General features: G+C 33.7%; 30 protein-coding genes. 14 read left to right on the top strand and 16 right to left on the bottom strand.

The annotated features are described in order from the left end of the window. The first annotated feature begins 8 nt into the window (after positions 1 to 8). From ftsH to ACN0QX_RS06650, 5 genes are all read left to right on the top strand, one after another. Entirely contained in the window at positions 9 to 1,958 is a 1,950-nt protein-coding gene (gene ftsH / locus ACN0QX_RS06670; RefSeq protein ID WP_248395339.1) for an ATP-dependent zinc metalloprotease FtsH, read from the top strand. 117 nt (positions 1,959 to 2,075) lie between these two features. Beyond that, positions 2,076 to 2,696, top strand: a complete 621-nt coding sequence (locus tag ACN0QX_RS06665) for an LUD domain-containing protein (RefSeq protein WP_248395337.1) — start codon at positions 2,076 to 2,078, stop codon at positions 2,694 to 2,696. Position 2,697: 1 nt separating this feature from the next. Next, the gene (locus ACN0QX_RS06660) at positions 2,698 to 3,507 is read left to right on the top strand and encodes a phosphatidate cytidylyltransferase (protein WP_417195960.1); all 810 of its coding nucleotides are present in this window, start codon (positions 2,698 to 2,700) and stop codon (positions 3,505 to 3,507) included. Between the two features lies 1 nt (position 3,508). After that, positions 3,509 to 4,159, top strand: coding sequence for a phosphatidylserine decarboxylase family protein (locus ACN0QX_RS06655; RefSeq protein WP_248395333.1), 651 nt, complete (start codon positions 3,509 to 3,511; stop codon positions 4,157 to 4,159). Continuing rightward, positions 4,159 to 4,425, top strand: a complete 267-nt coding sequence (locus ACN0QX_RS06650) for an acyl-CoA-binding protein (RefSeq protein ID WP_066254621.1) — start codon at positions 4,159 to 4,161, stop codon at positions 4,423 to 4,425. The genes ACN0QX_RS06655 and ACN0QX_RS06650 overlap by 1 nt, the downstream gene beginning before the upstream one ends. A gap of 38 nt (positions 4,426 to 4,463) precedes the next feature. On the opposite strand, the gene pafA is transcribed toward ACN0QX_RS06650, so the two are convergent. After that, entirely contained in the window at positions 4,464 to 6,137 is a 1,674-nt protein-coding gene (pafA, locus tag ACN0QX_RS06645) for an alkaline phosphatase PafA (RefSeq protein WP_417195959.1), read from the bottom strand. A gap of 107 nt (positions 6,138 to 6,244) precedes the next feature. Between pafA and ACN0QX_RS06640 the strand changes: the two genes are divergently transcribed. Further along, positions 6,245 to 6,982, top strand: a complete 738-nt coding sequence (locus ACN0QX_RS06640) for an MlaE family ABC transporter permease (RefSeq protein ID WP_248395329.1) — start codon at positions 6,245 to 6,247, stop codon at positions 6,980 to 6,982. Next, on the top strand, positions 6,979 to 7,746 hold the full coding sequence (locus ACN0QX_RS06635) for an ABC transporter ATP-binding protein (protein ID WP_248395327.1): 768 nt from the start codon (positions 6,979 to 6,981) through the stop codon (positions 7,744 to 7,746). The genes ACN0QX_RS06640 and ACN0QX_RS06635 overlap by 4 nt, the downstream gene beginning before the upstream one ends. Here the strand turns inward: ACN0QX_RS06635 and ACN0QX_RS06630 are convergent. The 4 genes from ACN0QX_RS06630 to ACN0QX_RS06615 all read right to left on the bottom strand — a co-directional run bounded on the left by ACN0QX_RS06630 (position 7,743) and on the right by ACN0QX_RS06615 (position 11,264). Next, the gene (locus tag ACN0QX_RS06630; RefSeq protein WP_248395324.1) at positions 7,743 to 9,233 is read right to left on the bottom strand and encodes a TIGR00341 family protein; all 1,491 of its coding nucleotides are present in this window, start codon (positions 9,231 to 9,233) and stop codon (positions 7,743 to 7,745) included. The genes ACN0QX_RS06635 and ACN0QX_RS06630 overlap by 4 nt on opposite strands. 2 nt (positions 9,234 to 9,235) lie before the next feature. After that, positions 9,236 to 10,315, bottom strand: a complete 1,080-nt coding sequence (locus tag ACN0QX_RS06625; protein ID WP_417195958.1) for a mannose-1-phosphate guanylyltransferase — start codon at positions 10,313 to 10,315, stop codon at positions 9,236 to 9,238. A gap of 62 nt (positions 10,316 to 10,377) precedes the next feature. After that, entirely contained in the window at positions 10,378 to 10,977 is a 600-nt protein-coding gene (locus tag ACN0QX_RS06620) for a SprT-like domain-containing protein (RefSeq protein WP_417195957.1), read from the bottom strand. A gap of 143 nt (positions 10,978 to 11,120) precedes the next feature. Beyond that, positions 11,121 to 11,264 carry a hypothetical protein gene (locus ACN0QX_RS06615; RefSeq protein WP_248395318.1) on the bottom strand — a complete coding sequence of 48 codons (144 nt, stop codon included), beginning with the start codon at positions 11,262 to 11,264 and terminating at the stop codon, positions 11,121 to 11,123. Between the two features lie 221 nt (positions 11,265 to 11,485). Here ACN0QX_RS06615 and ACN0QX_RS06610 point away from each other — a divergent pair, with 221 nt between their 5' ends. The 3 genes from ACN0QX_RS06610 to ACN0QX_RS06600 are packed head-to-tail and all read left to right on the top strand — an operon-like array spanning position 11,486 to position 13,226. Continuing rightward, the gene (locus ACN0QX_RS06610; RefSeq protein WP_417195956.1) at positions 11,486 to 12,787 is read left to right on the top strand and encodes a DEAD/DEAH box helicase; all 1,302 of its coding nucleotides are present in this window, start codon (positions 11,486 to 11,488) and stop codon (positions 12,785 to 12,787) included. Positions 12,788 to 12,790: 3 nt separating this feature from the next. Beyond that, positions 12,791 to 13,003 (top strand): DUF6500 family protein, encoded by a 213-nt coding sequence (locus ACN0QX_RS06605; RefSeq protein WP_248395315.1) that lies wholly within the window; start codon positions 12,791 to 12,793, stop codon positions 13,001 to 13,003. 1 nt (position 13,004) lies between these two features. Further along, complete coding sequence (locus ACN0QX_RS06600) at positions 13,005 to 13,226, top strand: VF530 family DNA-binding protein (protein WP_248395313.1); 222 nt, start codon at positions 13,005 to 13,007, stop codon at positions 13,224 to 13,226. Between the two features lie 44 nt (positions 13,227 to 13,270). On the opposite strand, the gene ACN0QX_RS06595 is transcribed toward ACN0QX_RS06600, so the two are convergent. The 8 genes from ACN0QX_RS06595 to ACN0QX_RS06560 form a co-directional block, all read right to left on the bottom strand. Further along, positions 13,271 to 14,305 (bottom strand): DUF481 domain-containing protein, encoded by a 1,035-nt coding sequence (locus tag ACN0QX_RS06595; protein WP_248395311.1) that lies wholly within the window; start codon positions 14,303 to 14,305, stop codon positions 13,271 to 13,273. A 317-nt stretch (positions 14,306 to 14,622) separates the two neighbouring features. Further along, the gene (trpA, locus tag ACN0QX_RS06590; protein ID WP_417195955.1) at positions 14,623 to 15,387 is read right to left on the bottom strand and encodes a tryptophan synthase subunit alpha; all 765 of its coding nucleotides are present in this window, start codon (positions 15,385 to 15,387) and stop codon (positions 14,623 to 14,625) included. Between the two features lie 9 nt (positions 15,388 to 15,396). Beyond that, positions 15,397 to 16,578, bottom strand: coding sequence for a tryptophan synthase subunit beta (gene trpB, locus ACN0QX_RS06585; RefSeq protein WP_248395305.1), 1,182 nt, complete (start codon positions 16,576 to 16,578; stop codon positions 15,397 to 15,399). A gap of 88 nt (positions 16,579 to 16,666) precedes the next feature. Next, positions 16,667 to 17,314, bottom strand: a complete 648-nt coding sequence (locus ACN0QX_RS06580; protein WP_417195954.1) for a phosphoribosylanthranilate isomerase — start codon at positions 17,312 to 17,314, stop codon at positions 16,667 to 16,669. Positions 17,315 to 17,316: 2 nt separating this feature from the next. Further along, the gene (trpC, locus tag ACN0QX_RS06575) at positions 17,317 to 18,096 is read right to left on the bottom strand and encodes an indole-3-glycerol phosphate synthase TrpC (RefSeq protein WP_417195953.1); all 780 of its coding nucleotides are present in this window, start codon (positions 18,094 to 18,096) and stop codon (positions 17,317 to 17,319) included. 26 nt (positions 18,097 to 18,122) lie between these two features. Then, positions 18,123 to 19,118 carry an anthranilate phosphoribosyltransferase gene (gene trpD, locus ACN0QX_RS06570; protein ID WP_417195952.1) on the bottom strand — a complete coding sequence of 332 codons (996 nt, stop codon included), beginning with the start codon at positions 19,116 to 19,118 and terminating at the stop codon, positions 18,123 to 18,125. Positions 19,119 to 19,344: 226 nt separating this feature from the next. After that, on the bottom strand, positions 19,345 to 19,920 hold the full coding sequence (locus tag ACN0QX_RS06565) for an anthranilate synthase component II (RefSeq protein ID WP_376861603.1): 576 nt from the start codon (positions 19,918 to 19,920) through the stop codon (positions 19,345 to 19,347). A gap of 2 nt (positions 19,921 to 19,922) precedes the next feature. Further along, the gene (locus ACN0QX_RS06560; RefSeq protein WP_417195951.1) at positions 19,923 to 21,326 is read right to left on the bottom strand and encodes an anthranilate synthase component I family protein; all 1,404 of its coding nucleotides are present in this window, start codon (positions 21,324 to 21,326) and stop codon (positions 19,923 to 19,925) included. 271 nt (positions 21,327 to 21,597) lie between these two features. Between ACN0QX_RS06560 and ACN0QX_RS06555 the strand changes: the two genes are divergently transcribed. The 4 genes from ACN0QX_RS06555 to ACN0QX_RS06540 all read left to right on the top strand — a co-directional run bounded on the left by ACN0QX_RS06555 (position 21,598) and on the right by ACN0QX_RS06540 (position 23,620). Beyond that, positions 21,598 to 22,137 carry a TlpA disulfide reductase family protein gene (locus ACN0QX_RS06555; protein WP_417195950.1) on the top strand — a complete coding sequence of 180 codons (540 nt, stop codon included), beginning with the start codon at positions 21,598 to 21,600 and terminating at the stop codon, positions 22,135 to 22,137. Positions 22,138 to 22,142: 5 nt separating this feature from the next. Then, complete coding sequence (locus tag ACN0QX_RS06550) at positions 22,143 to 22,754, top strand: thioredoxin family protein (RefSeq protein ID WP_248395292.1); 612 nt, start codon at positions 22,143 to 22,145, stop codon at positions 22,752 to 22,754. Between the two features lie 138 nt (positions 22,755 to 22,892). Further along, positions 22,893 to 23,207, top strand: coding sequence for a rhodanese-like domain-containing protein (locus tag ACN0QX_RS06545; RefSeq protein ID WP_248395291.1), 315 nt, complete (start codon positions 22,893 to 22,895; stop codon positions 23,205 to 23,207). Between the two features lie 11 nt (positions 23,208 to 23,218). After that, entirely contained in the window at positions 23,219 to 23,620 is a 402-nt protein-coding gene (locus ACN0QX_RS06540) for a rhodanese-like domain-containing protein (protein ID WP_417195949.1), read from the top strand. 57 nt (positions 23,621 to 23,677) lie between these two features. Here the strand turns inward: ACN0QX_RS06540 and ACN0QX_RS06535 are convergent, their stop codons facing one another. The 3 genes from ACN0QX_RS06535 to ACN0QX_RS06525 form a co-directional block, all read right to left on the bottom strand. After that, entirely contained in the window at positions 23,678 to 24,535 is an 858-nt protein-coding gene (locus ACN0QX_RS06535) for an alpha/beta hydrolase (RefSeq protein WP_417195948.1), read from the bottom strand. Positions 24,536 to 24,543: 8 nt separating this feature from the next. Then, positions 24,544 to 25,434, bottom strand: coding sequence for an endonuclease/exonuclease/phosphatase family protein (locus tag ACN0QX_RS06530; RefSeq protein WP_417195947.1), 891 nt, complete (start codon positions 25,432 to 25,434; stop codon positions 24,544 to 24,546). 210 nt (positions 25,435 to 25,644) lie between these two features. Then, a complete protein-coding gene (locus tag ACN0QX_RS06525; RefSeq protein WP_417195946.1) occupies positions 25,645 to 26,274 on the bottom strand; it encodes an alpha/beta hydrolase in 630 nt (209 codons plus the stop codon). Positions 26,275 to 26,423: the final 149 nt, after the last annotated feature.

Below are 26,423 nucleotides of genomic sequence, written 5' to 3'. Positions count from 1 at the left end.
GGATATTAATGAACAAGGATACCAAGAAAGATAAAAACAAGAAACCTAAATTCAATATGTATTGGATTTATGGTGGCGTAATCGTGCTATTTATAGCCATGCAAGTGTTGGGAGGAAGCGGATTTGATGAAACAAATCCAACAACACCATCACAATTCATGACATTTTTAAAAGATGGCGATGTTGATAAAGTAGAAATTGTAAACAGGCGCGAAGCCAAAGTATATTTAACATCTGAAGCAGAAGCAAAAGATGTACATAAAAAATCCAAACCTACATCGTTATTGCCAACGGCAACCAAACTACCAAATTATCGATTTGAATTTGGTGATCTTCAAAATTTTGAAGATGATATAGCCAAAGTTATACAAGCGGAAGATTTAGACCCAAAACCAAAAATTGAGTACAAAACAGAACAGAATGTTTGGGGCGATTTCCTAATAGGATTACTACCGTTTATTTTATTAATAGGCGTTTGGATTTTTATAATGAGACGTATGTCTGGTGGTTCTGGTGGTGGAGCTGGTGGTCAAATATTTAATATTGGTAAATCACGTGCTAAGCTATTTGATGAGAATACAGATGTTAAAACATCCTTTAAAGATGTTGCCGGTTTAGAAGGTGCTAAAGAAGAAGTTCAAGAAATTGTTGACTTCCTTAAAAACCCAGAAAAATACACCAATTTAGGTGGTAAAATTCCTAAAGGAGCCTTATTAGTAGGACCTCCAGGAACGGGTAAAACATTATTAGCTAAAGCCGTTGCTGGTGAAGCAAAAGTGCCGTTCTTTTCATTGTCTGGTTCAGATTTCGTGGAAATGTTTGTAGGTGTTGGTGCCTCTAGAGTGCGAGATTTATTTAAACAAGCCAAAGAGAAATCGCCAGCTATTATTTTCATTGATGAAATTGATGCTATTGGTCGTGCTCGTGGTAAAAATAATATGTCAGGTTCTAATGATGAACGTGAAAACACCTTAAACCAATTACTAACAGAAATGGATGGTTTTGGTACTAATACAAACGTCATAGTATTGGCAGCAACCAACCGAGCAGATGTTTTAGATAAAGCATTAATGCGTGCAGGACGTTTTGATAGACAAATTTTTGTGGACCTGCCAGATGTTCGTGAGCGTAAGGAAATTTTTGAAGTGCATTTAAGGCCTTTAAAAAAGGCAGAAGATTTAGATATTGACTTCTTGTCTAAGCAAACACCAGGTTTCTCTGGAGCTGATATTGCTAATGTTTGTAACGAAGCCGCGTTAATTGCCGCTAGAAATGGTAAGAAAGCCGTAGATAAACAAGATTTCTTGGATGCCGTAGATAGAATTGTAGGAGGACTTGAAAAGAAAAATAAAATTATAACGTCAGGTGAGAAGAAAGCTGTAGCCTATCATGAAGCTGGTCACGCAACCGTAAGTTGGATGTTAGAACATGCAGCACCTTTAGTAAAAGTTACTATTGTGCCTCGTGGACGTTCATTAGGAGCAGCATGGTATTTACCAGAAGAACGCTTAATTGTTAGACCCGAACAAATGCTAGATGAAATGTGCGCTGCTTTAGGCGGTCGTGCGGCTGAAAAAGTAATTTTCAATCAAATTTCAACGGGTGCATTAAGCGATTTAGAAAAAGTGACCAAACAAGCACGTGCTATGGTAACGGTTTATGGCTTAAGTGACAAAGTTGGGAATTTAACCTATTATGATTCTTCAGGACAAAACGAATACGGTTTTACAAAACCTTATAGTGAGAAAACCTCGGAATTAATTGATGACGAAATTTCTAGAATCATAGAAGAACAGTACCAACGTGCTATTAAACTTCTTGAAGAAAATAAAGATAAATTAACCGAATTAGCTAACGTGCTATTGGAAAAAGAAGTTATCTTTAAAGATAATTTAGAAAAAATATTTGGAAAACGACCATTTGATAAACATGTGATCGATACCGAAGAAGAAGAATAAATCAAAATTTTTCTGTTAACATTTATTAAAAATCTTAAATTAGCCTTACGGTTCGTTTAAGATTTTTTATATTTGAAAAACACCTTAAATTACTCGTATTTAATAGCAAAAACATAAATGAGTCTATTTAGAAAAATTTTTGGTTCCAAATCTGTTGATTCAGACAAGGAATTAAAATCTAATGAGCGTGGCAAGTATATGCCAGAAATTAAATTACCTATAGATGAGCGGTTTACAATAAACTTCAAGGCTAATGGTGGTAAGTTTCTGTATTGCGAAAATTTAGATGAAATTTTTGATAGCTTAAACAATATCATTATTGAAAATGATTGGGAAGAGAAAAGTGTGTTAATCTATGATGAGCAATTAAACCAAAAATTCAAAAATTCTGATTTAAATGTAACACGTGTCAGTACTGACGCCGAATATTTTTTAACCACCTGCGAAAACTTAATTGCGGATGATGGTTCGTTATTGATTTCCTCCAACCAAATAGCAGAAAAGAAATTAATTGAATTTCCTGAAAATTTTATTGTTTTTGCCACAACTAGCCAAATTACAGCTAATATTGGAGAAGGTTTACGAGGAATAAAAAACAACAATTCAAAAAGAATACCCACAAATATCACCACCATAAAACATTTTAAAACTTCAGAAAATAAAGAGAAAGAAAATGATTTTATGAGTTATGGTAGCAATTCTAAAAATTTATACTTACTTCTGTTAGAAGACCTATAGCATGAAAGAAATCCTTATAAGATCCTTTACGGGTTTGTTATATGTTTCATTGTTAATGGTGTCTCTATTAAACGAACACGCTTTAATAATCCTGTTTTTTATTTTCGGATTGATATGTATGGGAGAATTTAAAAAACTTATTGGCTATAAATCTTTTTGGCCTTATGTGATTTTTACACTCATGTATTTAATATTTGGTTATTGGCAGTTTTTCATGAAAACAGATGCGGGTTTAAGTGCAGCCACGCGTATTCTACAAGTAATTACGATTTTTGTGCAACTACTTTTAATTAAAGACTTATTTGCAGAAAAACGAATTCCATTATTTATTTCCAAACGATTTTTACTCTCAACCTTTTATTTATCTAGTGCTTTTGTATTTCTTATATTGATTGCAAATTATAATAGTGAGTACAATCCGTTTATTCTATTAGGCGCTTTTATTTTGGTTTGGGTAAATGATACCTTTGCCTTTTTGGTGGGTAAGAATTTTGGGAAACAGAAGCTTTTCGAAAAAATTTCACCAAAGAAAACGGTGGAAGGCTTTATAGGTGGATTATTTTTTTCATCGGTAGCTAGCTATTTTATTGCTACCTTTACCGAAACATTAAGTTTTAATAATTGGCTAATATTAGCAATTATAATTAGTGTTTTTGGAACTTTGGGAGACTTAATAGAATCCAAATTTAAACGCCAAGCTGGTGTTAAAGATAGTGGTGTTATAATGCCGGGTCATGGCGGGTTGTTAGACCGGTTAGATAGTATTATCTTTGCAGCACCTTTTATTCATTTGTTTTTAGAAATTATATAGTATGTTTCATAAAGAAGGACATAAAATTATTTTAATTACGCTAATCGTTGTTGTAGCGTTATTTTTGATATCAGATACTTACGTGGTATTACCATGGCTTAACATGATTATCATGATAGGGTTGCTATTGTTTTTATTATTGATTTTACAATTCTTTAGAAACCCAAAAAGGCAAACTTCATATAATGATAACCATATTGTTTCACCAGTGGATGGCAAGGTTGTAGTTATTGAAGAGGTTTTTGAAAAAGAATATTTCAATGAAAAACGTTTACAGGTTAGTATCTTTATGTCGCCTATAAATGTACATGTTACAAGATATCCTATTGGTGGGCAAGTTGTGTATAGTAAATACCATCCAGGTAAATATTTAGTAGCATGGCACCCAAAAGCAAGCGAAGAGAACGAACGTACGACGGTGGTTGTAGAAAATGAAATTTTCGGACCTATACTATATAGACAAATTGCTGGAGCCCTAGCAAAACGAATTGTTAACTATGCTAAAGAAGGACAACAAATAAATCAAGGAAGCGACTCTGGATTTATAAAATTTGGTTCACGTGTAGATTTATTTTTACCTTTAGATGCAAAAATTAACGTATCACTTAACCAAAAAGTTCGTGGTGCTGAAAGTATTATAGCTGAAAAATAATGACTTCTGAAGAATTAGATATCGCCTTTAAAGAAGCTGTTGATAGAATTAACGATCATCATGAGCCTTTTCCTGCTGACTTTTTATTAAGATTATATGCTTATTTCAAAAAAGCAACTAATGATTATAGTAGACCGAGTAGTAGCAAGCCCCTAATTTCCGCTTTTAAAACAAATGCATTGTTTCAAATTCAAAACATCACGGAAGACGAGGCTAAAGAAACTTATATTGAGTTGGTCAATAATTATTTCCTTTATAGAAAATAAGTAAGCTATTCTACTTTTTTAGTTGTTCCCTACCTTTTTTATTGATTATCCAATACAAACTCTAGTGGTTTTCCGGTTGCCCCATTTGGGAAGCTAATTCCTAACATTGCCGATATAGTGGGTGCAATATCTGGAATTACTGTTTTTTCCAATGTACTACCCTTTGCTATACCTTTTCCGAAGAATAATAAAGGTACATGCGTATCATAATTAAAACCACTACCATGAGTTGAACCTGTTTTACTATATGAAATGTAGGCCGCATCTGGTACTATTAAAACATCTCCAGAGCGCTTTTGGTTATAGCCATTCTGTAACAAGGATTCAATTCCTGTTGTAAATGATGTATTGTGCATGGTTGTTGCGGTGTAAATTTTTGCAACACGCTCATACTTTATTAATTCGTTTACAATAGTTTCTTGTACATCAGCTAAATTTAATTTTAGTTCTGAAATTTTATCTCTATTCAAAAATATCTGATTATTACTCACATTTTCTATTAAATCTTCCACGCCAAATCTTTCCGTGATAAAAGCGCTAAATTTTTGTTTGGTTTCTTTATTATTTAAATAACCAGAAGGGATTTTAATTGAGGTTAAATAGGAAGGTACATCAACAGCTCCATGATCGGCAGTTAAAAATATAGTATATTCATCTTCCCCAACGGTTTTGTCTAAATAATTGAAAAAGCGTTCAAGATCTAAATCCAGTCGTAAATACGTGTCCTGAATTTCCTTGCTGTTAACTCCAAAATTATGACCCACATAATCTGTGCTTGAGTAGCTTAAAGTTAAGATATCTGTTATATTATCTTGGCCTAATTGTTCGCCAGCAATGGCAGCTATGGCAAAATCAGTTGTTAAATTATTTCCGTATGCCGTAGCTTTTAAAATGTCAAATCCTTTGTTATCCGTTTTTAGTTGCTCCAAATCATAAGGGAAAGTTGCTGTTTCTTGACCTTTAAAACCACCTTCAAAATCATTTAAATCGGGTCCGCTTTCAGTATATGTTTCAATAGGATAAAGCGTATTCCAAACTTTTAAATATGATTCAGCTGTATCTGCTGAATTAAATTGTTTAACCCATTCTGGTAACTCATTCATGTAAAACGAACTACTAATCCATTGCCCTTCATCTTTTCCATGGAACCAATACGCAGCGTTGGCAGCATGTCCTGCGGGTAAAATAGCACCTCTATCTTTCATAGAAATACCAATAGTTTTTCCTTTCATTTGTGTAAACAAACGATTTTCATCGGCAAATGATGTGGTTTGCATACGGTGCGGCGACATTTTTCCTGCATCATCTAGTGTGCCAATAGGTTGAACATTATCGTCACCAGCGCAATACACAGATTCTTTTATTTCTTTATCATACCAATTATTGGCTATAATACCGTGATATTTTGGTGTGGTTCCCGTGAAAACCGATGCGTGTCCGGGTCCTGTGTAGGTTGGAATGTAATTAAAATGATTGTTTTTACAGTTAAAACCGTCATTCATCATGCGTTTAAATCCACCTTCAGCGTATTTGTTGTAAAAACGAGTTAAATAATCATATCTCATTTGGTCTACAACAATCCCAACCACTAATTTTGGATTGCTGTTAGATATGCTTTTTTCTGAAGTACTTGTAGCCTTTAAAGGTGTTTTTTGAGCTTGGCAAGCACTGAATGTAAAGAGGATAATTACAATTAAAATACTATTTTTCATTTTGAAAGGGAATTTATAATTCAAAAGTAAGGATTTTTAAATATCCCTAATTAAAATTACCGTTAAATACATATTTGTTTTTTATTTTAGCAAGAAGAAAAAGCAGAATGACATACCTACACAATATTGGTACTTATTTTTTAATGATTAAGGCTATGTTTCATAAACCCACAAAATGGTCGGTTATGAAACGTTTAATTTTTAATGATATTGATGATTTAATTATAGGATCATTAGGTATCGTGGCTTTTATTTCATTTTTCGTGGGTGGTGTTGTTACTATTCAGACAGCCCTAAACATGACAAGTCCAATAATTCCGAAAACGCTTATTGGGTTTGCAACTAGACAGTCGGTTATTTTAGAGTTTGCGCCTACTTTTATTTCGGTAATTATGGCGGGTAAAGTAGGGTCGTTTATAACTTCTAGTATTGGAACTATGCGTGTTACAGAACAAATTGATGCCCTAGAAGTTATGGGTATTAACGCGGTTAATTATTTGGTGTTTCCAAAATTTGTAGCCCTTATGTTGTACCCATTTGTTATTTCTATTGCCATGTTTTTAGGTATCGTTGGTGGTTTAGCGGCTTGTTATTATGGTGGCTATAGTACTGTTGAAGATTATATAATAGGTGTTCAAGAAGATTTTATACCCTTTCATATTACCTATGCCTTTATTAAAACAGTTATTTTTGCCTTCCTATTAGCTACCATTCCGTCCTATTATGGATTTTATATGCGTGGTGGTGCATTGGAAGTTGGTAAAGCAAGTACTACTTCGTTTGTATGGACTAGTGTTGTAATTATACTTTGTAACTATATTTTAACTCAATTACTATTATCATGATAGAAGTAAAAAATTTACATAAGTCCTTTGGAGATGCCCATATTTTAAAAGGTATTTCTACTACTTTTGAAAAGGGTAAAACAAGTTTAGTAATTGGACAAAGTGGATCTGGTAAAACCGTCTTTTTAAAATGTTTGTTGGGTTTGTTTACGCCAGAGGATGGCGCTATTGAGTATGATGGTAAAGTATATTCGAAATTATCGGATGACCAAAAAAGCGACTTGCGTGCGGAAATGGGCATGGTTTTTCAGGGTAGTGCCTTGTTTGATTCCATGACGATTTTAGAAAATGTAATGTTTCCTCTACGGATGTTTACCAAGCAAAGTAAAAGTGAAATGAAAGAACGCGCTGAATTTGTTTTGGAGCGTGTTAATTTAGAGGATGATCACAATAAATTTCCAAGTGAAGCTTCTGGAGGTATGCAAAAACGGGTTGCTATTGCGCGTGCTATTGTAAATAAACCGAAGTATCTATTTTGCGATGAACCGAACTCGGGTTTAGATCCTAAAACGGCTATGGTAATTGATAATTTGATTCAAGAAATTACGGAAGAATATGATATGACTACGGTTATCAACTCTCACGATATGAATTCCGTTATGGAAATTGGTCAGAAAATTGTGTTCTTAAAAAATGGTTTAAAAGAGTGGGAAGGCTCTAAGAATAATATTTTTAAAACCGATAATGAAGCCGTTACAAACTTTGTTTACTCTTCAGATCTTTTTAAAAAAGTGCGCCAAATGTATATAGAAGAGCGCGCTTAATTTATTTGTCTTACAACCAGCGTGTCCAATTTTAATTTTACTTTCAACCACCGTTCTAATTTATCTTGCTCTTTAGCAATTCCTGCCGAATTCATTTTGTCTTTATTCCATTTTACTGAAAACACCGAAACAGTATCTATCTTTTTAAAATCTGATGCAATTTCACTAGAATAGCTAAATCGGTCTAAATTTTCGTAGTTAATTTTAACTTCTTTAATTACATCGTCAAATGGAATGGTATTTTTCTCATAAGCAGATAGCATTTTAACACGATCTTCCAATAAACTAATTTTTTGTGTTTGGTAAATTAAATCAACCGAGTCACGAAACCTAATTTGTTCCATGTACTTCATATTATCATACTGTTCTGTACGACTTTGATTAAAAATAATTCGCGTGTTGGCTAGGGCTGGATAATCTGATGTTTTACTTTTTATCAATCCAATTGTAGATTCAGGAATTTCACCTAAACCATAGGTGTTAAATTCAATATAGGAGTCACCATCGTTAAATTTAGGAATGGTATTCTTTTTAATGTACTCATATTGGGGCAAACCTTTTAGCTCATTATCTACAAAACGTTTAGCTTCTGTATCAAAATTACTTTCCTGTAGTACTTTCCAAAACGTGAAACCGGCAGGTACCATAACTATAATTGCCAAAAAAGAGGCAATTTGGGCAGTGCGCTTACGCCTTTTAGAATTGGCGTATCTCAACATTGGGAATCGTAATGCTTTTACTACAATAAATGTGGCCAATGCAATAAAAATGGTGTTGATTATAAACAAGTACATAGCCCCAAAAAAGTATGGCCAATTACCTTTAGCTAATCCGTAACCAGCCGTACATAACGGTGGCATTAAAGCGGTTGCAATGGCTACACCAAAAATGGCAGAAGCAATAGTACCACGTTTTGTTTTGGCTATAATTAAGGCTGCTCCACCAAAAAAGGCAATTAATACATCACGAATATCTGGCTGTACACGTCCTAATAATTCCGACGTGTCTTCGCTCAATGGAAATAACCAAAAGAAAAGATACGCGGTTAATAAACTCAACACAATCATGGTGGCTAAATTTATTAACGACCGTTTCATGGTGTCTATATCATTAACAGCTACAGATAAACCAATACCTAAAATTGGACCCATAAGTGGGGATATTAACATGGCACCAATAACAACTGCTGTGGAATTGGCATTTAATCCAATAGATGCAACAAAAATAGAACATACTAAAATCCAAGCAGTTGCCCCTTTAAACGATATGTCTCTTTTAATAGCTTCGGTCGTTTCATCACGATCTGTATCTTCACGAAAATCTAATAACTCAATTAAGAATTTTTTAATGTTTTCAAAAAGACCTCTTGCATCTTTTTTTACTGCTTTTTTAGATTCTTCAACAGCCGCTTCGCTTTTTGCGTCTTCAGCAGCAGTTTCTTTTTTTGTTTCTTCTTCTTCAGAAAAGTTAAACTTATTTTCTTCCATGTTTAAATGAATTGGTCTCCAAAATTATCTTTAACGCGTTGCAATGTTTCTTTAATATCTTGTTCTTTAGACTTTGGAAAGATAAGTAAAACTTCCGCTTTGTCCACTACGATATAATCGGTTAAACCATCAATTACAACGAGTTTTTTCCCGTCGGTCCTGATCATGTTTCCTGATGCATCCTCGGTTAAGGTTTGCGCATTTACAACCGCATTTTTGTTGGTGTCTTTATCTAATTTATCATACAAACTACCCCAAGTTCCTAAATCATTCCAATCAAAAGTAGCAGGAAGGACATACACGTTGTTTGAGGATTCCATAATAGCATAATCCACTGAAATATTTTCAGCCTTACCATAATTCTCGGCTATAAAGGAGGCTTCCTTTTCGGTGTTGTAAGCCGATATTCCACTTTCAAAAAGTGTAAATAATTCCGATTGGTTGTTTTTAAAAGCATCAATAACGCTCGAAACACTCCACATAAAAATTCCTGCATTCCACAGAAAATTGCCCTGTTCTATAAATGCTTTAGCCGTTTTATAATTGGGTTTTTCTCTAAATTGTTTTACAGGTTTAATATCGGTTTCGGTCGTTTTATCGTATTCAATATAACCATAGCCTGTGTTTGGAAATGTTGGCTTAATACCTAAAGTCATGAGTGCATCATAAGATTTACAAAACTCAAAAGCCTGCTTTACATTGGTAGTAAAGGCAGCTTCATCTTCAATCCAATGGTCACTTGGAGCTACAATCATTAAGGCATCTGGATTTTCTTTCTGAATTTTTAAAGATGCATATAGAATACAAGGTGCTGTATTTCGCATGGCTGGTTCCAGTACAACCTGACGTTTGGTTATTTCAGGAAGTTGTTCAAAAACCAAATCGTTATAACGTTCATTGGTGAGAATGAAAATATTTTCTTTAGGAATAAGCTTACTTAATCGGCTGAAGGTTTTCTGAATGAGGGTATCACCAGTTCCTAACATATCATGAAATTGTTTTGGGAAATCTTGAGTGCTTACTGGCCAGAAACGCGAGCCAACACCTCCTGCCATTAATATGGCGTAATAATTTTTATTCATTTAGTTTCATTTAATCTTACCAAAAACACCTGTTTAAAGGACCTTGTTTGGATAGATATTCATTAATCATTTATAACGTCTACTTCTGCATTTGGGTTGAAAAGATACAATTTTCCTGTTTTAATTTCAATACATTCAATTCGTTTTACACGTTTGTTGCCCTTTTTAAAAACTTTACCATTATATAGTTTAAAGTGTTGCCCAAATGGGATTTCAAACACATAGGTTTTGTCATTTTGTGGATCAAATTGTTTTAAAGCGAATGCTAATTTTATATCTGTATCACTACTAGCTTTTGGGTTTTTAAAGTGATTGGCCAAAAGTGGTAATAAATCCATTGGAAAAATAGCTGGATTTAAAAATGGTAACATCAATTTTTGAAACGTGTGTTTCCAAGCTTTTCCATGCGGCTTAATATGTTTTCCAAAGGCTTTATAAGCTTCAAAGTGCGCAATTTCATGAATCAACGTGATTAAAAAACGATAGGAATTTAAGTTGGAATTTATAGTAATTTCATGCTTTCCGTTGGCCAACCGTCTATAATCACCATGACGCGTTTTACGTTCCGTCTTAATTTTCACAGTTAAATCATCATGGTCCAATAGTGCCATTATCTGTGGAATAGCAGCACTAGGAATATAAGATTTTAAGGTGTTTTCCATATTGCAAAATAACGTAATTCCCGTATAATTATTTAGGATAGAAGCGAGTTATTTTTAATAACTATTTTTAGTAAAAATAAACATAAAAAAAAGCCAAATTCATGGTAATGAAATTGGCTTTTCTATCAAAAAAAAAGAAATAATTATTCTTTGTTTTTTTGATTTTTAATAGTCTTTTTATCAATATCAAAATCGTTGGTTTTAATATTGGTATTTCCGGTTGGATTTGTTGGATTTTTCTGTTCTTTGGTTGGTTTAAATTTTCTTTTGTCGGTTATAGTTCCCATAATTTATATCTTTTTAAGTTTACTTTAATATAATGAAAAATGCCTAATGTTTTATTAAAACTATCTTAAAATCAGGTTATTAAATGTTAAACTGTTCTCGGCATTGAATTGTGATAAAAACTGCCAGATACCAAGATTTGGAATTAAATAAGTTTACCTTTGCGGCTAACAAAAGGAGTGACATCTGTATTTATTAGGTTATCACTTCACAAATACTTTATATGTCATTTAAAACATTAGGTTTGTCTGACGCCCTTTTAAAAGCGGTCAGTAAGCAAGGTTATGAAACACCTTCGCCAATTCAGCAAAAAGCAATTCCAGCAGTTCTTGAAGGACGGGATGTATTAGCATCCGCGCAAACGGGAACAGGAAAAACGGCAGGTTTTACACTTCCGTTATTACAAATACTATCACAAACACAAGCTTCTAATCGAAGACCTATTCGTGCCTTAATTTTAACACCAACACGGGAATTAGCAGCACAAGTCTATGAAAATGTTAAGTCATATAGTGAATTTACAGATTTACGTGCTTTAGTTATTTTTGGAGGTGTCAACCAAAAACCGCAAGTAGCCTCTCTTAATCGTGGCGTTGATATTTTGGTAGCAACACCAGGACGCCTATTAGATTTACAAAATCAAGGTGTTATTTCATTAAAGCAGGTTGAAATTCTTGTACTTGATGAGGCTGACAGAATGTTAGATATGGGTTTTTTACGTGATATTGAACGTATTATGGCCTTAATGCCAGCTAAAAGACAAAATTTATTGTTTTCGGCCACGTTTTCAAAAGACATTAAAAAACTGGCAAATGGTATTTTACGGAAGCCTGTAATGGTTGAAGCAACTCCAGAAAACTCGACCGTGGATGCTATTACTCAAAAGGTTTATCGCGTTGCTAAAGCCAAAAAAACAGATTTAATTATTAAACTGATTTTAGATGGTAATTGGAATCAAGTTCTTGTATTTACACGTACAAAACATGGTGCCAATAAACTATGTAAAAAAATGATAAGCAGCGGTATTACGGCTGCCGCTATTCATGGAAATAAAAGTCAAGGTGCAAGAACCAAGGCATTAGCTGGTTTTAAATCTAGCAAAATAAGTGTTTTGGTAGCAACCGATATTGCAGCACGTGGTTTGGATATTCCACTATTACCACATGTTATTAATTTTGAATTACCGAATATTTCAGAAGATTATGTTCACCGTATTGGTAGAACAGGTAGAGCAGGAGCAAGTGGTGAGGCTATTTCATTAGTAAGTGCTGATGAAACAACATTTTTACGCGATATTGAAAAATTGGTCGGTGAGCGAATTCCCGTAACTATTTTAGAAGGTTTTGAACCAGATCCTAATGCATCTACACAACCTATAAAACAAGGCCAAGGTAGAAGTAAACAGCGAAGCCCTAAAAAAAATCAATCTAGTTCTAGAAAACCTTCAGATAATTCGTCTAGAAAATCAAATAGATCTAATGAGAGTCGTACGTCCAATAGACGGCCAAAAAGTAGAAGAGATTAGATTATGAGTCCAGAATTAAGGTCGAAAATAATTCACGTTTGCAATACTAAAATAGCACAGAAAGGCGAAAATGTTGGCTTGTCTTTCTATGCTTTTTTTGAAAATAAAAATAATAACCCAAAATTGTTAATGGAAGCTGCAACTTGGTGGATTGAAACACACCAATTGGATCATTTTGAAAAAGCGGTGAAAATTAAAGATCTAGTTAGTTTGTAATATGGAGCAACAACCAAATAATCCATTACATGGTATAACGCTTGAGAAAATTATTTTAGACCTAGAAGCGCATTATGGTTGGGAGTATATGGGTTATACTATAAAAATAAAATGTTTTACAGATAACCCTTCGGTTAAATCCAGTTTAAAGTTTTTAAGACGCACACCTTGGGCTCGGAAAAAGGTTGAGGACATGTACCTAAATATGTTGGATAATAAATAAAGATGCTTGTATAGCGTGGCGTTTCAGTTTTCTAAAAACTACTTTTAATTAAATTCCCAGCCAAAAGTGGATTGAAATACGTAATCTGAATCCGATGCACCTTCAACTGGTTTGCTGTCGTAGTTATAGGTTAGGCCTAGTTTTACAAAAAAGTCTAATGGTAAATCATATTTTAAATTTAAATTATAATCCACACGATATCGGCCGCCTTCAGTTAAACTAGGATAAAAAGTAAGGTCTGTATTTAAACTAAAATCGCTAAAATCGAACATATTTAATGTTAGGTTTCCATAAGCTTCCATGGAGTTACGGTTGGTGTTAAATTCATCACTAAAACTTTCATTGTTCCAAGCCACACCAAAGCCACCACCGAAGAACAATTTATTGGAATGCACGAAATATTTACCTAAACCACCTTTAATAGTTGATCGTAATTTTAATTTTTGCTCATCATTAGAGAGAAAATTTGCTTCCGTGGCATAGAACCAGTCATTCTTCATAAAATAGTTAAAACCAACACTTGCATCGGTACGTTTTGTTTCTGCAACATCGTCTTGATTGCTTCTTACAGAATTATAACTACCTGTTAAAAGCCATTTGTAGGCAGTATAGCTTAAATTACTGCTTACGGAAAACTGCCTTAAATTATTACTTTTTGTAATGTTATACCCAACGGAAACCGATGCGACAATTCGTGAGAGAAAATCATTTTTTACGGGTTTAATATATACAATATCTTTAATGGGTATAACAAGTTCAGTGCCATCATCCATTATGGTTACTTTGGTATCATCACCAGGCTTTGTGTTTATGGAACTGTTTATTCTTTTGCCATTGGAGAGTGTTAATAAGTAGGTTTGATTACTCCTTACACTTTTTATATCTATCCAAGTAATTTTAAAATCTGAATCACTGTAGGTCGTTTTAACTGTAACCACACCTCTGTCCATCGATTTTATTTCACCAATAATTTTATCATTGTTTTTTAATACAATCGTATCGTTTTGCGACCAGGAAATTTGAGAAAGCAAAATGAATAGTAAAAGAATGAGAGAACTTGAAAAGGATTTATTTTTCATGTAATTTTTTCGCATAATTAATCGGTCTAGGTTGGAATTCTAAAGATAATAATAAAAATTTTCAGTCAAAATGTGAATTTGACTATATTTTTTTTAAAACAATTTTGAGAACTAAATATCTTAATAGTAAAAGGAATGGAAAACCATGAAATAACAGATCAAGCCAATCCATGGGTTGCATACCAACAGCGCCTCCTGCTATCCATTTTAATTTTCCCCAAACGTGTGGTTCAGGAAAAAAGGGAGCAAGTCCCAATGTGAGGCATAATAGAAGCAATAACTTCCCGTCGTTAAGAATTTTAATCATCCCTGAATATTTATGGTTGTATGAATTTTATAAAATTATGAATTTTTTCAATACCTGTATTTTCAAGATGCTTGATAAAAGCACTTCCAATAATGGCGCCTTTTGCATATTCGGTTGCTTGGTTGAAGGTTTCATTCGTGGAAATCCCAAAACCAATTATTTGTGGATTTTTGAGGTTCATGGTGGCAATTCGTTTAAAATAATCAAGTTCTGCCTTACCAAATCCGGACTGACTTCCTGTTACGCTGGAGCTGCTAACCATATAAATAAATCCATTGGAAACACTATCAATAAAACGAATTCGCTCGTCTGATGTTTGAGGCGTAATTAAAAACACGTTTATGAGGTTGTATTTTTCAAAAAGCGCTTTATAATTATCATGATAAACATCTACAGGTAAATCTGGAATAATGAAGCCATCAATACCAATTTCTTGACATTTCTTACAGAATGCTTCTACGCCATATTGTAGAATGGGATTGAAATACCCCATAATAATTAATGGAATTGAAACGGTTTTCCGAATATCCTTTAGCTGATTGAAAAGCACCTCTGTAGTCATGCCATTTTTTAACGCTTTTGTAGAACTTGCCTGAATAGTTGGGCCATCAGCAAGAGGGTCACTAAAAGGCAATCCAATTTCAATCATATCCACATCGTTTTCTGCCAGTTTTTGAATAATGGGAACGGTATCTTTTAAATTGGGGTAACCGGCTGAAAAATAGATGGATAATAGCTTTTTGTTTTCCTGTAATTTTTGATTGATTCTATTCATGAATTTCATTTATAAATTAAAATAATCGCTATACGTGCTTAAATCTTTATCACCACGACCGGAAAGGCTTAATACAACTATATCATCGGGTTGGAATGACTTCGTTTTAAATACAGCCAAGGCATGAGCCGTTTCAATAGCCGGAATAATACCTTCTAACTGACATAATTCTAAACCTGCTTCCATAGCTTCGTTGTCTGTTATGGCTAGAAATTCTGCACGACCAGATTGATATAAATGCGCATGCATGGGGCCAACACCTGGGTAATCCAATCCTGCGGAAATAGAATAAGGCTCTGTTATTTGGCCATCAGTAGTTTGCATTAATAAAGTTTTGCTGCCGTGAATAATTCCTATTTTCCCTAAAGCCGATGTTGCAGCACTTTCACCAGTATGAACACCTTTTCCAGCAGCTTCAACAGCAATTAGTTTTACGTTGGTGTCCTCCAAAAAATGATAATAAGCACCGGCTGCATTGCTACCACCACCAACACAGGCAATCACATAATTAGGATTCGGACTACCTTCATGTTCTTGCAATTGCCATTTTATTTCTTCTGAAACAATAGCTTGAAATCGTGATACCATATCTGGATAGGGATGTGGACCAACCACACTACCTATAATATAGTGTGTATCTACCGGATTATTAATCCAATCTCGTATGGCTTCATTAGTCGCATCTTTTAGTGTTTTGCTCCCCGAAGTTGCAGGCACTACTTTAGCGCCAAGCATATTCATTCTTGCTACGTTTGGTGCTTGTCTAGCCATATCAATCTCGCCCATATAAACAATGCATTCCAATCCCATTAAAGCGCAAACGGTTGCCGTTGCCACACCATGTTGTCCAGCACCAGTTTCGGCAATAATGCGTTTTTTGCCTAAACGTTGCGCCATAAGAATTTGTCCAATAGTATTATTGATTTTGTGCGCACCTGTATGATTTAAATCTTCCCGTTTTAAATAGATTTTGGTTTTGTATTTTTTGGAAAGTCGCTTGGCAAAATACAATGGAGACGGTCTGCCTACATAATCCTTTAGTAAAGCTTTAAATTCTTTTTGAAAGTCAGGCTCCGCCAAAACTTTTAAATATTTTTGACGTAACTCTTCCACGTTTGGATAAAGCATTTCTGGAATGAAAGCGCCTCCAAATTCTCCGTAATAACCTTTCTCGTTGATATTGTAAGTCATATTATTTTGTTGTTGTTAAATCCGTAATATTCAATTAATTGAATCCAACCGTTTTACTTCTCGATACTATGTTTTAGTTCCTTAAAAATCACTTGAGGTGATGCAATCTGTTTTTAAATTCTTTTATAGTCTCCATGTTTTTAAGGCCAGGCTCTGTTTCAAATTGGCTATTCACATCCAATGCATAACACTTTTTTGAAACATCTTGCTTTAAAAATTCTTTAATGTGTTCCACTTCATCTAAACCAATGCCACCGCTTAATATAAAAGGTTTTGCTGAAGGGTATTCTTTTAAGAGATCCCAATTAAAGATGAATCCATTTCCGCCTTGAAGTTCGCCTTTGGTATCAAAAAGATATTTACTCACTTTATTTTCAAAAGGCTGTAAATCTTTAAAATCGAAATGTTGGCCAACACTAAACACTTTCCAAACTTCAAAATCTTTGGCAGCATAAAGCGTGGCGAGTCCGTTGAGCATTAAAACAAATTCTTTGGTTTGGTTCCCATGTAATTGCACAACATCCAAATTATAATTATTTGCAATAGTTATTATTTCTTTTGGTGAAGCATCTACAAATACACCTACCTTTTTAATGGTATTAGGTAATGTTGGGATAACACCATCAAAAAAGCGAGCTGATTTCTTATAAAATATGAAACCCAAATAATCGGGTCCCAACTTGGCAACCGCTTCCATATTATCTGGAAATTTCATGCCACAAACTTTTAATTTCATAGCTAAAATTGGTTTATAAAATGATTAGCGCTTTCACCTGGATTATCCGTCTTCATAAAATTTTCTCCAATTAAAAACCCTTGGAAACCAAAGGGCTTTAATTCTTTTATAGCTTCTACATTACTGATGCCACTTTCAGAAATCTTTATAAATTCGTTTGGAATGTGATTACTTAATATTTTACTCGTGTCTAATGAGACTTCAAAGGTTTTTAGATTCCGATTATTTACACCAATCATATCTAAACTCGGCATAATGGATTTCTGCAGTTCTGCTTCGTTATGGACTTCCAATAACACTTCTAATTGTAAGCTTTTAGCAAATTCTGAAAAGCTTTTAATTTCTTCTTGTGTTAGTATGGCAGCTATCAATAAAATGACATCTGCGCCATAGGCTTTAGCTTCTAAAATTTGGTAGCTATCAATAATGAATTCTTTACGTAAAAGCGGCAAATTGCAACTTGATCGTGCTAACAATAAATCGTCTAATGATCCACCAAAATATTTGCCATCCGTTAAAACGGACATCCCAGAAACACCCGCTTTTTCATAGCCTTGGGCTACCTCAAATACATTTAAATTGTGATTGATAACCTGTTTGGAAGGTGAGCGTCGTTTATGTTCCGCAATAATACCGAAAGGACTATGTTGTAAATTTTTAACGAGCGAAATGGTTTCGCGTTCAAATAAAACAGATTGCTCCAATTGCAATGAAGGAATAAGTTGTTTTTTTAATGCAACTTCCAAGCGTTTATCTGCAACTATTTTTTCTAATATATCCATGACCAATTTCGTATTTATAGATGTTTTTATTTTTTACTTAAAGCCACTAATTTTTTAAATCGTTTTTTAGCTTGACCGCTATGCAAGGATTCTTTGGCTAATGCAAAGCTTTCTGAAATGGGTATGTTTTTAACTGTAGAAATAGCTAAAGCGGCATTGGCACAAACCACATTGTTTTGGGCAATGGTACCTTGTCCATCTAATATATGCGTGAATATTTTTGCAGAGGAAGCAACCGAATCACCACCATGAATAGCTTGTTGTGAGAGTGTTTCCACACCAAAATCACTAGGGTTAATCATTTTTTCTGATGCATTATTAATCACTTTTGCGGAACCTGTTAATGATATTTCATCATAGCCATCTAAAGCATGGACAATGCTATATTTTTTATCTGAATTTTGATAGAGATAACTATAGAGGCGCAATAATTCTAAACTAAAAACACCTACAAGTTGATTTTCTGGAAAGGACGGATTAACCATAGGGCCTAACATATTAAAAAATGTTTTCACGCCTAATTCCCGACGAATTGGTGCTACATTTTTCATGGCTGGATGAAACAAAGGCGCATGCAGTACACATATGCCTGCATCGTCCAAACAGGTTTTTAAAAAACCTATATCGCTACTAAATTTAATCCCCAAATGCTCCATGACATTGGATGATCCGCAAGCAGAAGATACGCCGTAATTACCATGTTTTGAAACATGTACACCAGCTCCAGCTGTAACAAATGAAGCCAAAGTTGAAATGTTAAAGGTGTCTTTACCATCGCCTCCAGTACCGCATAAATCTATGGCGTTATAACCATTTAAATCTACAGGAATACACAACTCTAGTAAAGCATCACGAAAGCCCTGAAGTTCTTCAAGCGTAATATTTCGCATCATATAAACCGTTAAAAATGATGTAATCTGGCTTTGATTGTAGTTGCCTTTTGAAATATTAACCAATACACCTTTAGCTTCATCGCTGGAAATATGCTCTTGATTAATAAGTCTGTTAAGTATGTTTTTCATCTTTTTGATATTATGTTCTTGTTTAAGACGGAACCCTTCTTTTTTTAGGAGCTATTTTTATTTTTTGAGTATTCGGTTAATGAATTAATGACATATGCGTTATTTTGGTGTCATGACTTGATAACTGAATAACCAAATAACACATTAACAAATCACAACCTCATATTTTTTTAACTAAAAACCTCCAATATTTTACGCTATATTTTGAATCATTTCTCTTATCTATTTAACTCTTCAGCCAATTGGCTAACATCTGTTTCCCATTTGGTGTTAAAACAGATTCTGGATGAAACTGAACACCACGAACATCAAATACTTTATGACGAAGTGACATTATTTGCCCATTGTCATCAAAGGATGTTGCTTCTAAAACATCAGGTAAATTTTCTTGAACAACCCATGAATGGTAACGACCAACTTCCATGCTTTTCCCTAATCCATTAAAAAGTGCTTCATCATCAACTGATACTGTAATTTGTGTAGCAACACCATGAAACACCGTTTCTAAATTGGTTAAGGTTCCGCCAAACACTTCGCCAATAGCTTGTTGGCCTAGGCAAACTCCTAAAATGCTTTTTGTGGATGCATATTTTTGGATGATGGCTTTTAGTAAACCTGCTTCATCTGGAATACCTGGTCCTGGAGATAACACAATTTTATCAAACGCATCAACTTCCTCTAAAGTGAGTTGGTCATTTCGTTTTACAGTCACTTCGCAATCCAAATCTTCTAAATAATGTACCAGATTATAGGTGAAACTATCGTAGTTATCAATAACTAATATGTGTGTTTTGTTTTCCATTTTTAAATATCGGTTGCCAATTCTATCGCCTTTGTTAAAGCGCCTAATTTATTATATACTTCTTGTAATTCACTTTCAGGATCTGATTTGGACACTAATCCTGCGCCAGCTTGCCAATGTAATTCGTGATTTTTACTTAAAAAAGTCCGAATCATAATGGCATGATTAAAATTACCATGAAAATCCATAAAACCGATAGCACCTCCATAAAAATCACGACTCGTTGTTTCGTATTTTTCAATGAGTTGCATGGCTTTATGTTTAGGAGCACCACTTAATGTTCCTGCAGGAAATGTATCTGCAACCATTTGCATAGTAGTTGTTTCTGCATGCTTTTTGCCAATAACTTTACTTACCAAATGAATAACATGTGAAAAGAACTGGACTTCTCGGTAGGTTTCAACTTTTACCTGACTGCCATGGCGACTTAAATCATTTCGTGCTAAATCTACCAACATAACGTGTTCGGCATTTTCCTTATCATCTTCAGAAAGCTGTTTGGCAAGAATAGCGTCTTTTTCATCATTACCCGTTCGTTTAAACGTTCCCGCTATGGGGTGGATTTCTGCTTGATCTCCTTTTACTACTAATTGTGCTTCTGGCGAACTTCCAAAGATTTTAAAATCGCCATAATCAAAGTAAAATAGGTAAGGAGAAGGATTAATACTTCGTAAGGCACGATATACATTAAACTCATCACCTTTAAATTTTTGGGAGAATTTTTTAGATAATACCAACTGAAAAACATCTCCTCGCGCGCAATGTTGTTTAGCGAGTTCTACTTGTTCTTTATAGGCATTATCAGTTAAATTGGACGTGGTTTCTCCTGATGTTGAAAAGTTAAATGCAGCAAAGTTTCGGGAGGTAATGAGTTGTAAAACCTCATTAATATTTGTTTCCGTGTTAAAACAATGTGCAAAAATATAGGCTTCGTTTTTATGGTGGTTAATGGCAATGATATTTTGATAAACCGCATAATAAACGTCTGGAATATCTTGATGACCTTCTTTTTTAGCGATAGAAATATCTTCAAAATAGCGAACCGCATCATAAGCCATATACCCAAAAACACCATTGTTTATAAATTTAAAATCGGTGTCCGAATGTATTTTAAAACGCTTGGTAAATTTATGAATACTATCCACCACATCATTCTTTTTTGAAATTTTATGAATCAATTGGCTGCCATCAGGAAAGTCTTGGGTGATTTCTTCATTTTTCACGGATATAGACGCAATAGGATTGCAACAGATATAAGAGAATGAATTATCGTTAGCATGATAATCGCTACTTTCCAATAAAATACTATTCGGGAATTTATCGCGAATTTTCAGATACACACCCACAGGTGTAATGGTATCGGCAAGTATTTTTTTATAATGTGTGTAAAGACTAAATGTTTTCATAAATATGATTTCAAAAAAAAAAGGCTTGTCGTGAATGACAAGCCTTTTTAAGTATGTTTAATTTAAATATACGGATAGGATTAGTTCACGAATTTTGAATTTCGATTGTTCCACCACCACGTATGATTTAAAATTGTGTTCATGAGTATTTTAATATAGGTCAAATATAAAATGAAAATTTAACTAACCAAAAATTATTGAATAAAAATGATTTAAAAGGGATTCTGTTCGTTTAAATGTTTGTTAAACAGCAAATCAATTAAAAACAAATATGTATTTTTATCAGATGAAATATATGTTATGTTTTTTGGTGCTTATCGTTTGGAGTTGTCAAGATATTTCTAAAAAAGAACAAACTCAAAATGCCAATACACATATTGAAGAGGTTAAAGATAGTCTCGCTATTTATGACTTTGAAGGACTAAAGCCTTTTTTAAATAAAACGGATGATACCGTTTATGTGGTTAATTTTTGGGCAACTTGGTGTGCGCCTTGTATTAAAGAACTACCAGCTTTTGAAAAGTTAGGAAACGATTATCATTCTGAAAATGTGAAGGTTTTATTGGTGAGTTTAGATTTTCCACATCAATATGAAAGCAAACTTAAACCCTTTATAAGTAAGCATAATTTGCAGTCTGATATTTTAGTTTTAAATGATGTGGATGCAAATAGTTGGATTCCACAAGTGAGTGCGGAGTGGAGTGGTGCTATTCCCGCAACACTTATTTACAATAAGGATAAAAGAGCTTTTTATGAGCAAACTTTCACCTATCAAGAATTACAAATAGAACTTAATAAATTTTTAAAATAATAATAATGAAAACACTTAAAACAACATTTGTGCTGTTAGCAGTAATCTCCTTTTTTGCTTTTACCGTAAAAACAGAAGATGCGGGTTACAAAGTAGGTGATATAGCAACGGATTTTAGCTTAGAGAATATAGATGGCAATATGGTTTCTTTAAAAGACTACACAGACGCCAAGGGTTTTATCGTGATTTTCACATGTAATACGTGTCCATATTCAGTGGCTTATGAAGACCGTATTACTGCATTGGATAAAAAATATGCATCAAAAGGATATCCAGTTATTGCTATTATGCCCAATAACCCTGATGTTCAAAAAGGGGATAGCATGGAAGCAATGAGAGCTAGAGCCAAAGCCAAAGGTTTTACATTTCCATATTTAATGGATAAAGGACAGAAAATTTATCCACAATATGGGGCTACGAAAACGCCTCATGTCTATATTTTGGAAAAAACAGCCAATGGCAATCAGGTAAAATATATTGGTGCTATTGATGATAATTATCAAGATGCCAATGCAGTGAATCAGAAATATGTTGAAAATGCTGTGGATGCTTTGTTGGCAGGAAAAACCATTAAAGAAACACATACACGTGCCATTGGTTGTACGATAAAGGTGTAATGAAATTAAATTGTTTTCTGTGAATTATAGCATTTGGCAGAACCATTGGAAAAGATTAAGAAATCCGGAACGTAACATTTCGGATTTTTTTTCGTCTATTAATGAATAAGTAGTAATTTTGAAGAAATTAAAATTAATATGTCAGATTTAACACAAGCCGCTTGGCGTGAGCAATTAGAAAAAGATCCTGAAGCCGTTATTATAGATGTTCGTACAGATGAAGAAGTAGCGGAAGGCATGATTCCTAATGCTGAACAATTGGATATTTTTCAGAGTCAGGTATTTATGGAGAAAATCCAAACTTTAGACGCTTCAAAAAATTATTATATCTATTGTAGATCGGGAGGACGTAGTGCGCAAGCTTGTGCAATTATGAATCAATTAGGAATTGAAAACGCTTATAATTTAATGGGTGGTTTTACGGAATGGACAGGTGAAGTCATTGAACCATAGAATAAAAAATTATGAAAAATATATTTGGAATAGCTTTGTTAATACTGGTTTTAAGTATTGCTAGTTGCCAGCAATCGTCTAAAAACGATGCCATTCAGGTAGTTACAACAGAAGAAATGCAGATGCTTTTAGATCTTGATGATGTGCAACTAATTGATGTTCGTACACCGGAAGAATATGCTGAAGGTTATATTGCTAATTTTCAAAATATTGATTTCTTATCCGAAACCTTCGATGAAGATATTTTAAAGCTAGATAAAGATAAACCGGTTATTCTATATTGTAAATCCGGCGGTAGAAGTGCGGAATGTGCCGAAAAAATGCTGGATGCTGGCTTTACCAAAATTTATGATTTTAAAGGCGGTATTACCAAATGGGAGCATGAAGGACATGCGGTTGTTGTGCCCAATTAAACTCGTAGCATATAGAAAAAAACGCTAACCAATTTAAAATGGTTGTTTGCAAGAGGATTATATTTTAAATAATGTTATAATAGTTTCAGTAAAAGCTTCCTGCCATTTATTATAGTCATGACCATCATTAAATTCTTTAATTTCGGCATGTAGGTTAAGTTCGGCGTATGTTGACTTCAAAAAATCGGCTTCTTCTTTCAAAAACCATGGTTCGTCACTTCCGTATTGTAAATATAAATCAGGATAAGCAACGTTAGATTTCCAAAGATTATTTTGAATGTTTCCGCCAAAAGTAGATAAACAAATATAGGTTCCTATTTTATCTGGATACGCATGTAGTAAACTTAACCCAAAACCAGCGCCATTTGATACACCATAAAAGTAGCGGTCCGTTTTATCAATTTTTTGATTAAATTCATTTTCAACATGGGATATTAATTCATCTTTAAAATAGATTATGTGGTTTCTAAATCTATTTACGAGTAAGGAATCTTCAGGTCTAGTTGGTTGTCTATTCACATATTCAAAATTCCGGTATTGCAGATATACCTTTTTTCCATCGCCAGTTGCACTACTTGTGCTATCCGCAATTTTACTATTAGAATGGCTTGCAATTAATATAACAGGTTTCATAATTTGATTGTCTATGAGCGAATCTAATAACAATTTATAAAAGCTATTCTCAATAGTATTGCTGCCATCTGTAGCATAAATAATAGGATATTTTGTTTCCCTATTAAAACCCGTTGGTAAGTATACATTATGTTTTCTGTTTTCAGCTAATTGTGAACTGAAAATGGAATCGGTATAAAATTTAGATGCTGTTTCCGGACTTGAAGTTTCTTTTTTTGAATTGCACGAGAGCATTGAAACAGCAATTAATACTATTATGTAAATATTGAATATTCCTTTCATCGCTTTAGCTAATTTTTTAGTGCTAATTCCACATAAATAGGAAAATGGTCTGAACCTATTTTAGATAAGCGTTCTAGTTTTTTTAGACGAAATTCTTCTGTAACAAAAACATGGTCTAGTGGCCAACGCATAAACATGTTTTCCGCGCTAAAACTATTAAAAAACCCTCTGCCAACCCTAAGGTCAAAAAGTATGTTTTTGGTGTTCGTTAATTCATCAACATAGGACCAAACCACATCATTTAAATCGCCAGCCACTATAGTTGGGTGTTTTCGATCTTGAATATGCTTCCCTAATTTTTTCATAGCATTTTCATCTTGATTGGCATTGTCTGGTAAGTCTTTATAGTGTGTTGGTGGAACTGGATGAAGACAATGTAAACTAATTTCTTGATTGTTTTTCAGGGTAATGGTACTTTCAAATGAAGGCACTTTTTTATTGTTTAAATACGTTACGTCTATCATATTTAAAGGTAGTTTACTGTATAAAACCATACCATACGCAACTTTATTTGTGCTTTGTTGGAAGTAGGGATAATTAGCAGTCAGAACATTTAATTTATTACTCCACCATTGGTCTGTTTCCATGGCGAGTATTAAATCAGGGTTCTTTTCAGAAATTAAATCCATTAACGGTTGCACATTTTTATTGGACATTTTAACATTTGCTATTATCATGCTTAATTCGTTGCTTGGATTAAATGGTGCTTCCGCGGATGGGACCTCTACAGGTACTAAATGCGTGTAGTTTATTAAAAAATAACCATTAATTAGTATACCAATTAATAATCCCGAAAACAATATGTTTTTAAACCAGCTTCTTTTCCGAATGAAAATTAAAAGAATTAAGATTGTTGCTAAAGAAATTATAAAAAGTTGGATCCGTGGAAAGTCAAGCATTTTTAAATAGCGAATTTCCGAATTCCTAAATATGGAAAGCATAGAGCATAGCATAATAAAAATTGCAAGAATGTATAGAACTATTCTGAATGCTTTTTTTAATTTTTCCATATCACTAAAGATACTTTAAAATTGAAACTATAAATTATTATTTTAAATTAAATCTACAGGTTTTGGAGTATAGTTGTTGTATTTAAAATATTGTGGGTTTCATTGCTCATTATAATTTCCATTGGCCCACATCATCGTGGGTTTCATCCAAGCGTTGAGCGGTTTAAATAAAAAGCCATGTCCCATTTTGGTATTGAGTTCAATTTCTTTAAAATTTTTGATTTTGCAAGTTGAGCTTTCCTTCCGTGCTATTGCCGAAACACCATAGGGATCCGATTTTTCATAAATAGTTAGAATATTTCCACAGTAGTTTATTTCGGGAATATTTTGAATATCAGTATCCCTAAAACTCGCTATAAACACAAAATTCAAATCGGGATTATTTGCCAAGGTAGAAACATACTGTGCAATATATCCACCTTTGGATGTGCCAACAACTGTTATTTTATGAGGTTCAATGCCCGTTTTAATTAGGCTATCAATTTGAGATACCATTCTCATAGCATACGCTCTAGCATTCACATTGCCTTGTCGCTTTTCACTTATGACTTGAAATCCGTTTTCTTTAAATACCGAAATAATTTCGGTGTATTCTGTCCGTCCGTATTCAGGATGTTCGTCTTGTAATTCGTGATCTTCTAAAAAGCGATTGTGTAAGAAAAAAATATACTTATCATCTGAATCTTTTTCGCAAACAAAAAGAACCGCGAAAAATAATATATATATCATACTGATTGTTTTCATCGCTTGCGGATTATATGAAAATAATGCTGTTTGTTAATTTCATTTATAAGACATTTAAAAGTTTGCGTGTAAAAAGGTAGTTCTTTTTTATGAGATGAAAAGGCAATGCGAATTTCACTTTTTTAGCAGTGTCT

This window comes from Bizionia sp. (assembly GCF_048259285.1).
Lineage (GTDB): Bacteria > Bacteroidota > Bacteroidia > Flavobacteriales > Flavobacteriaceae > Algorimicrobium > Algorimicrobium hallyeonense.
This window is presented reverse-complemented; position numbering and strand designations above follow the sequence as displayed.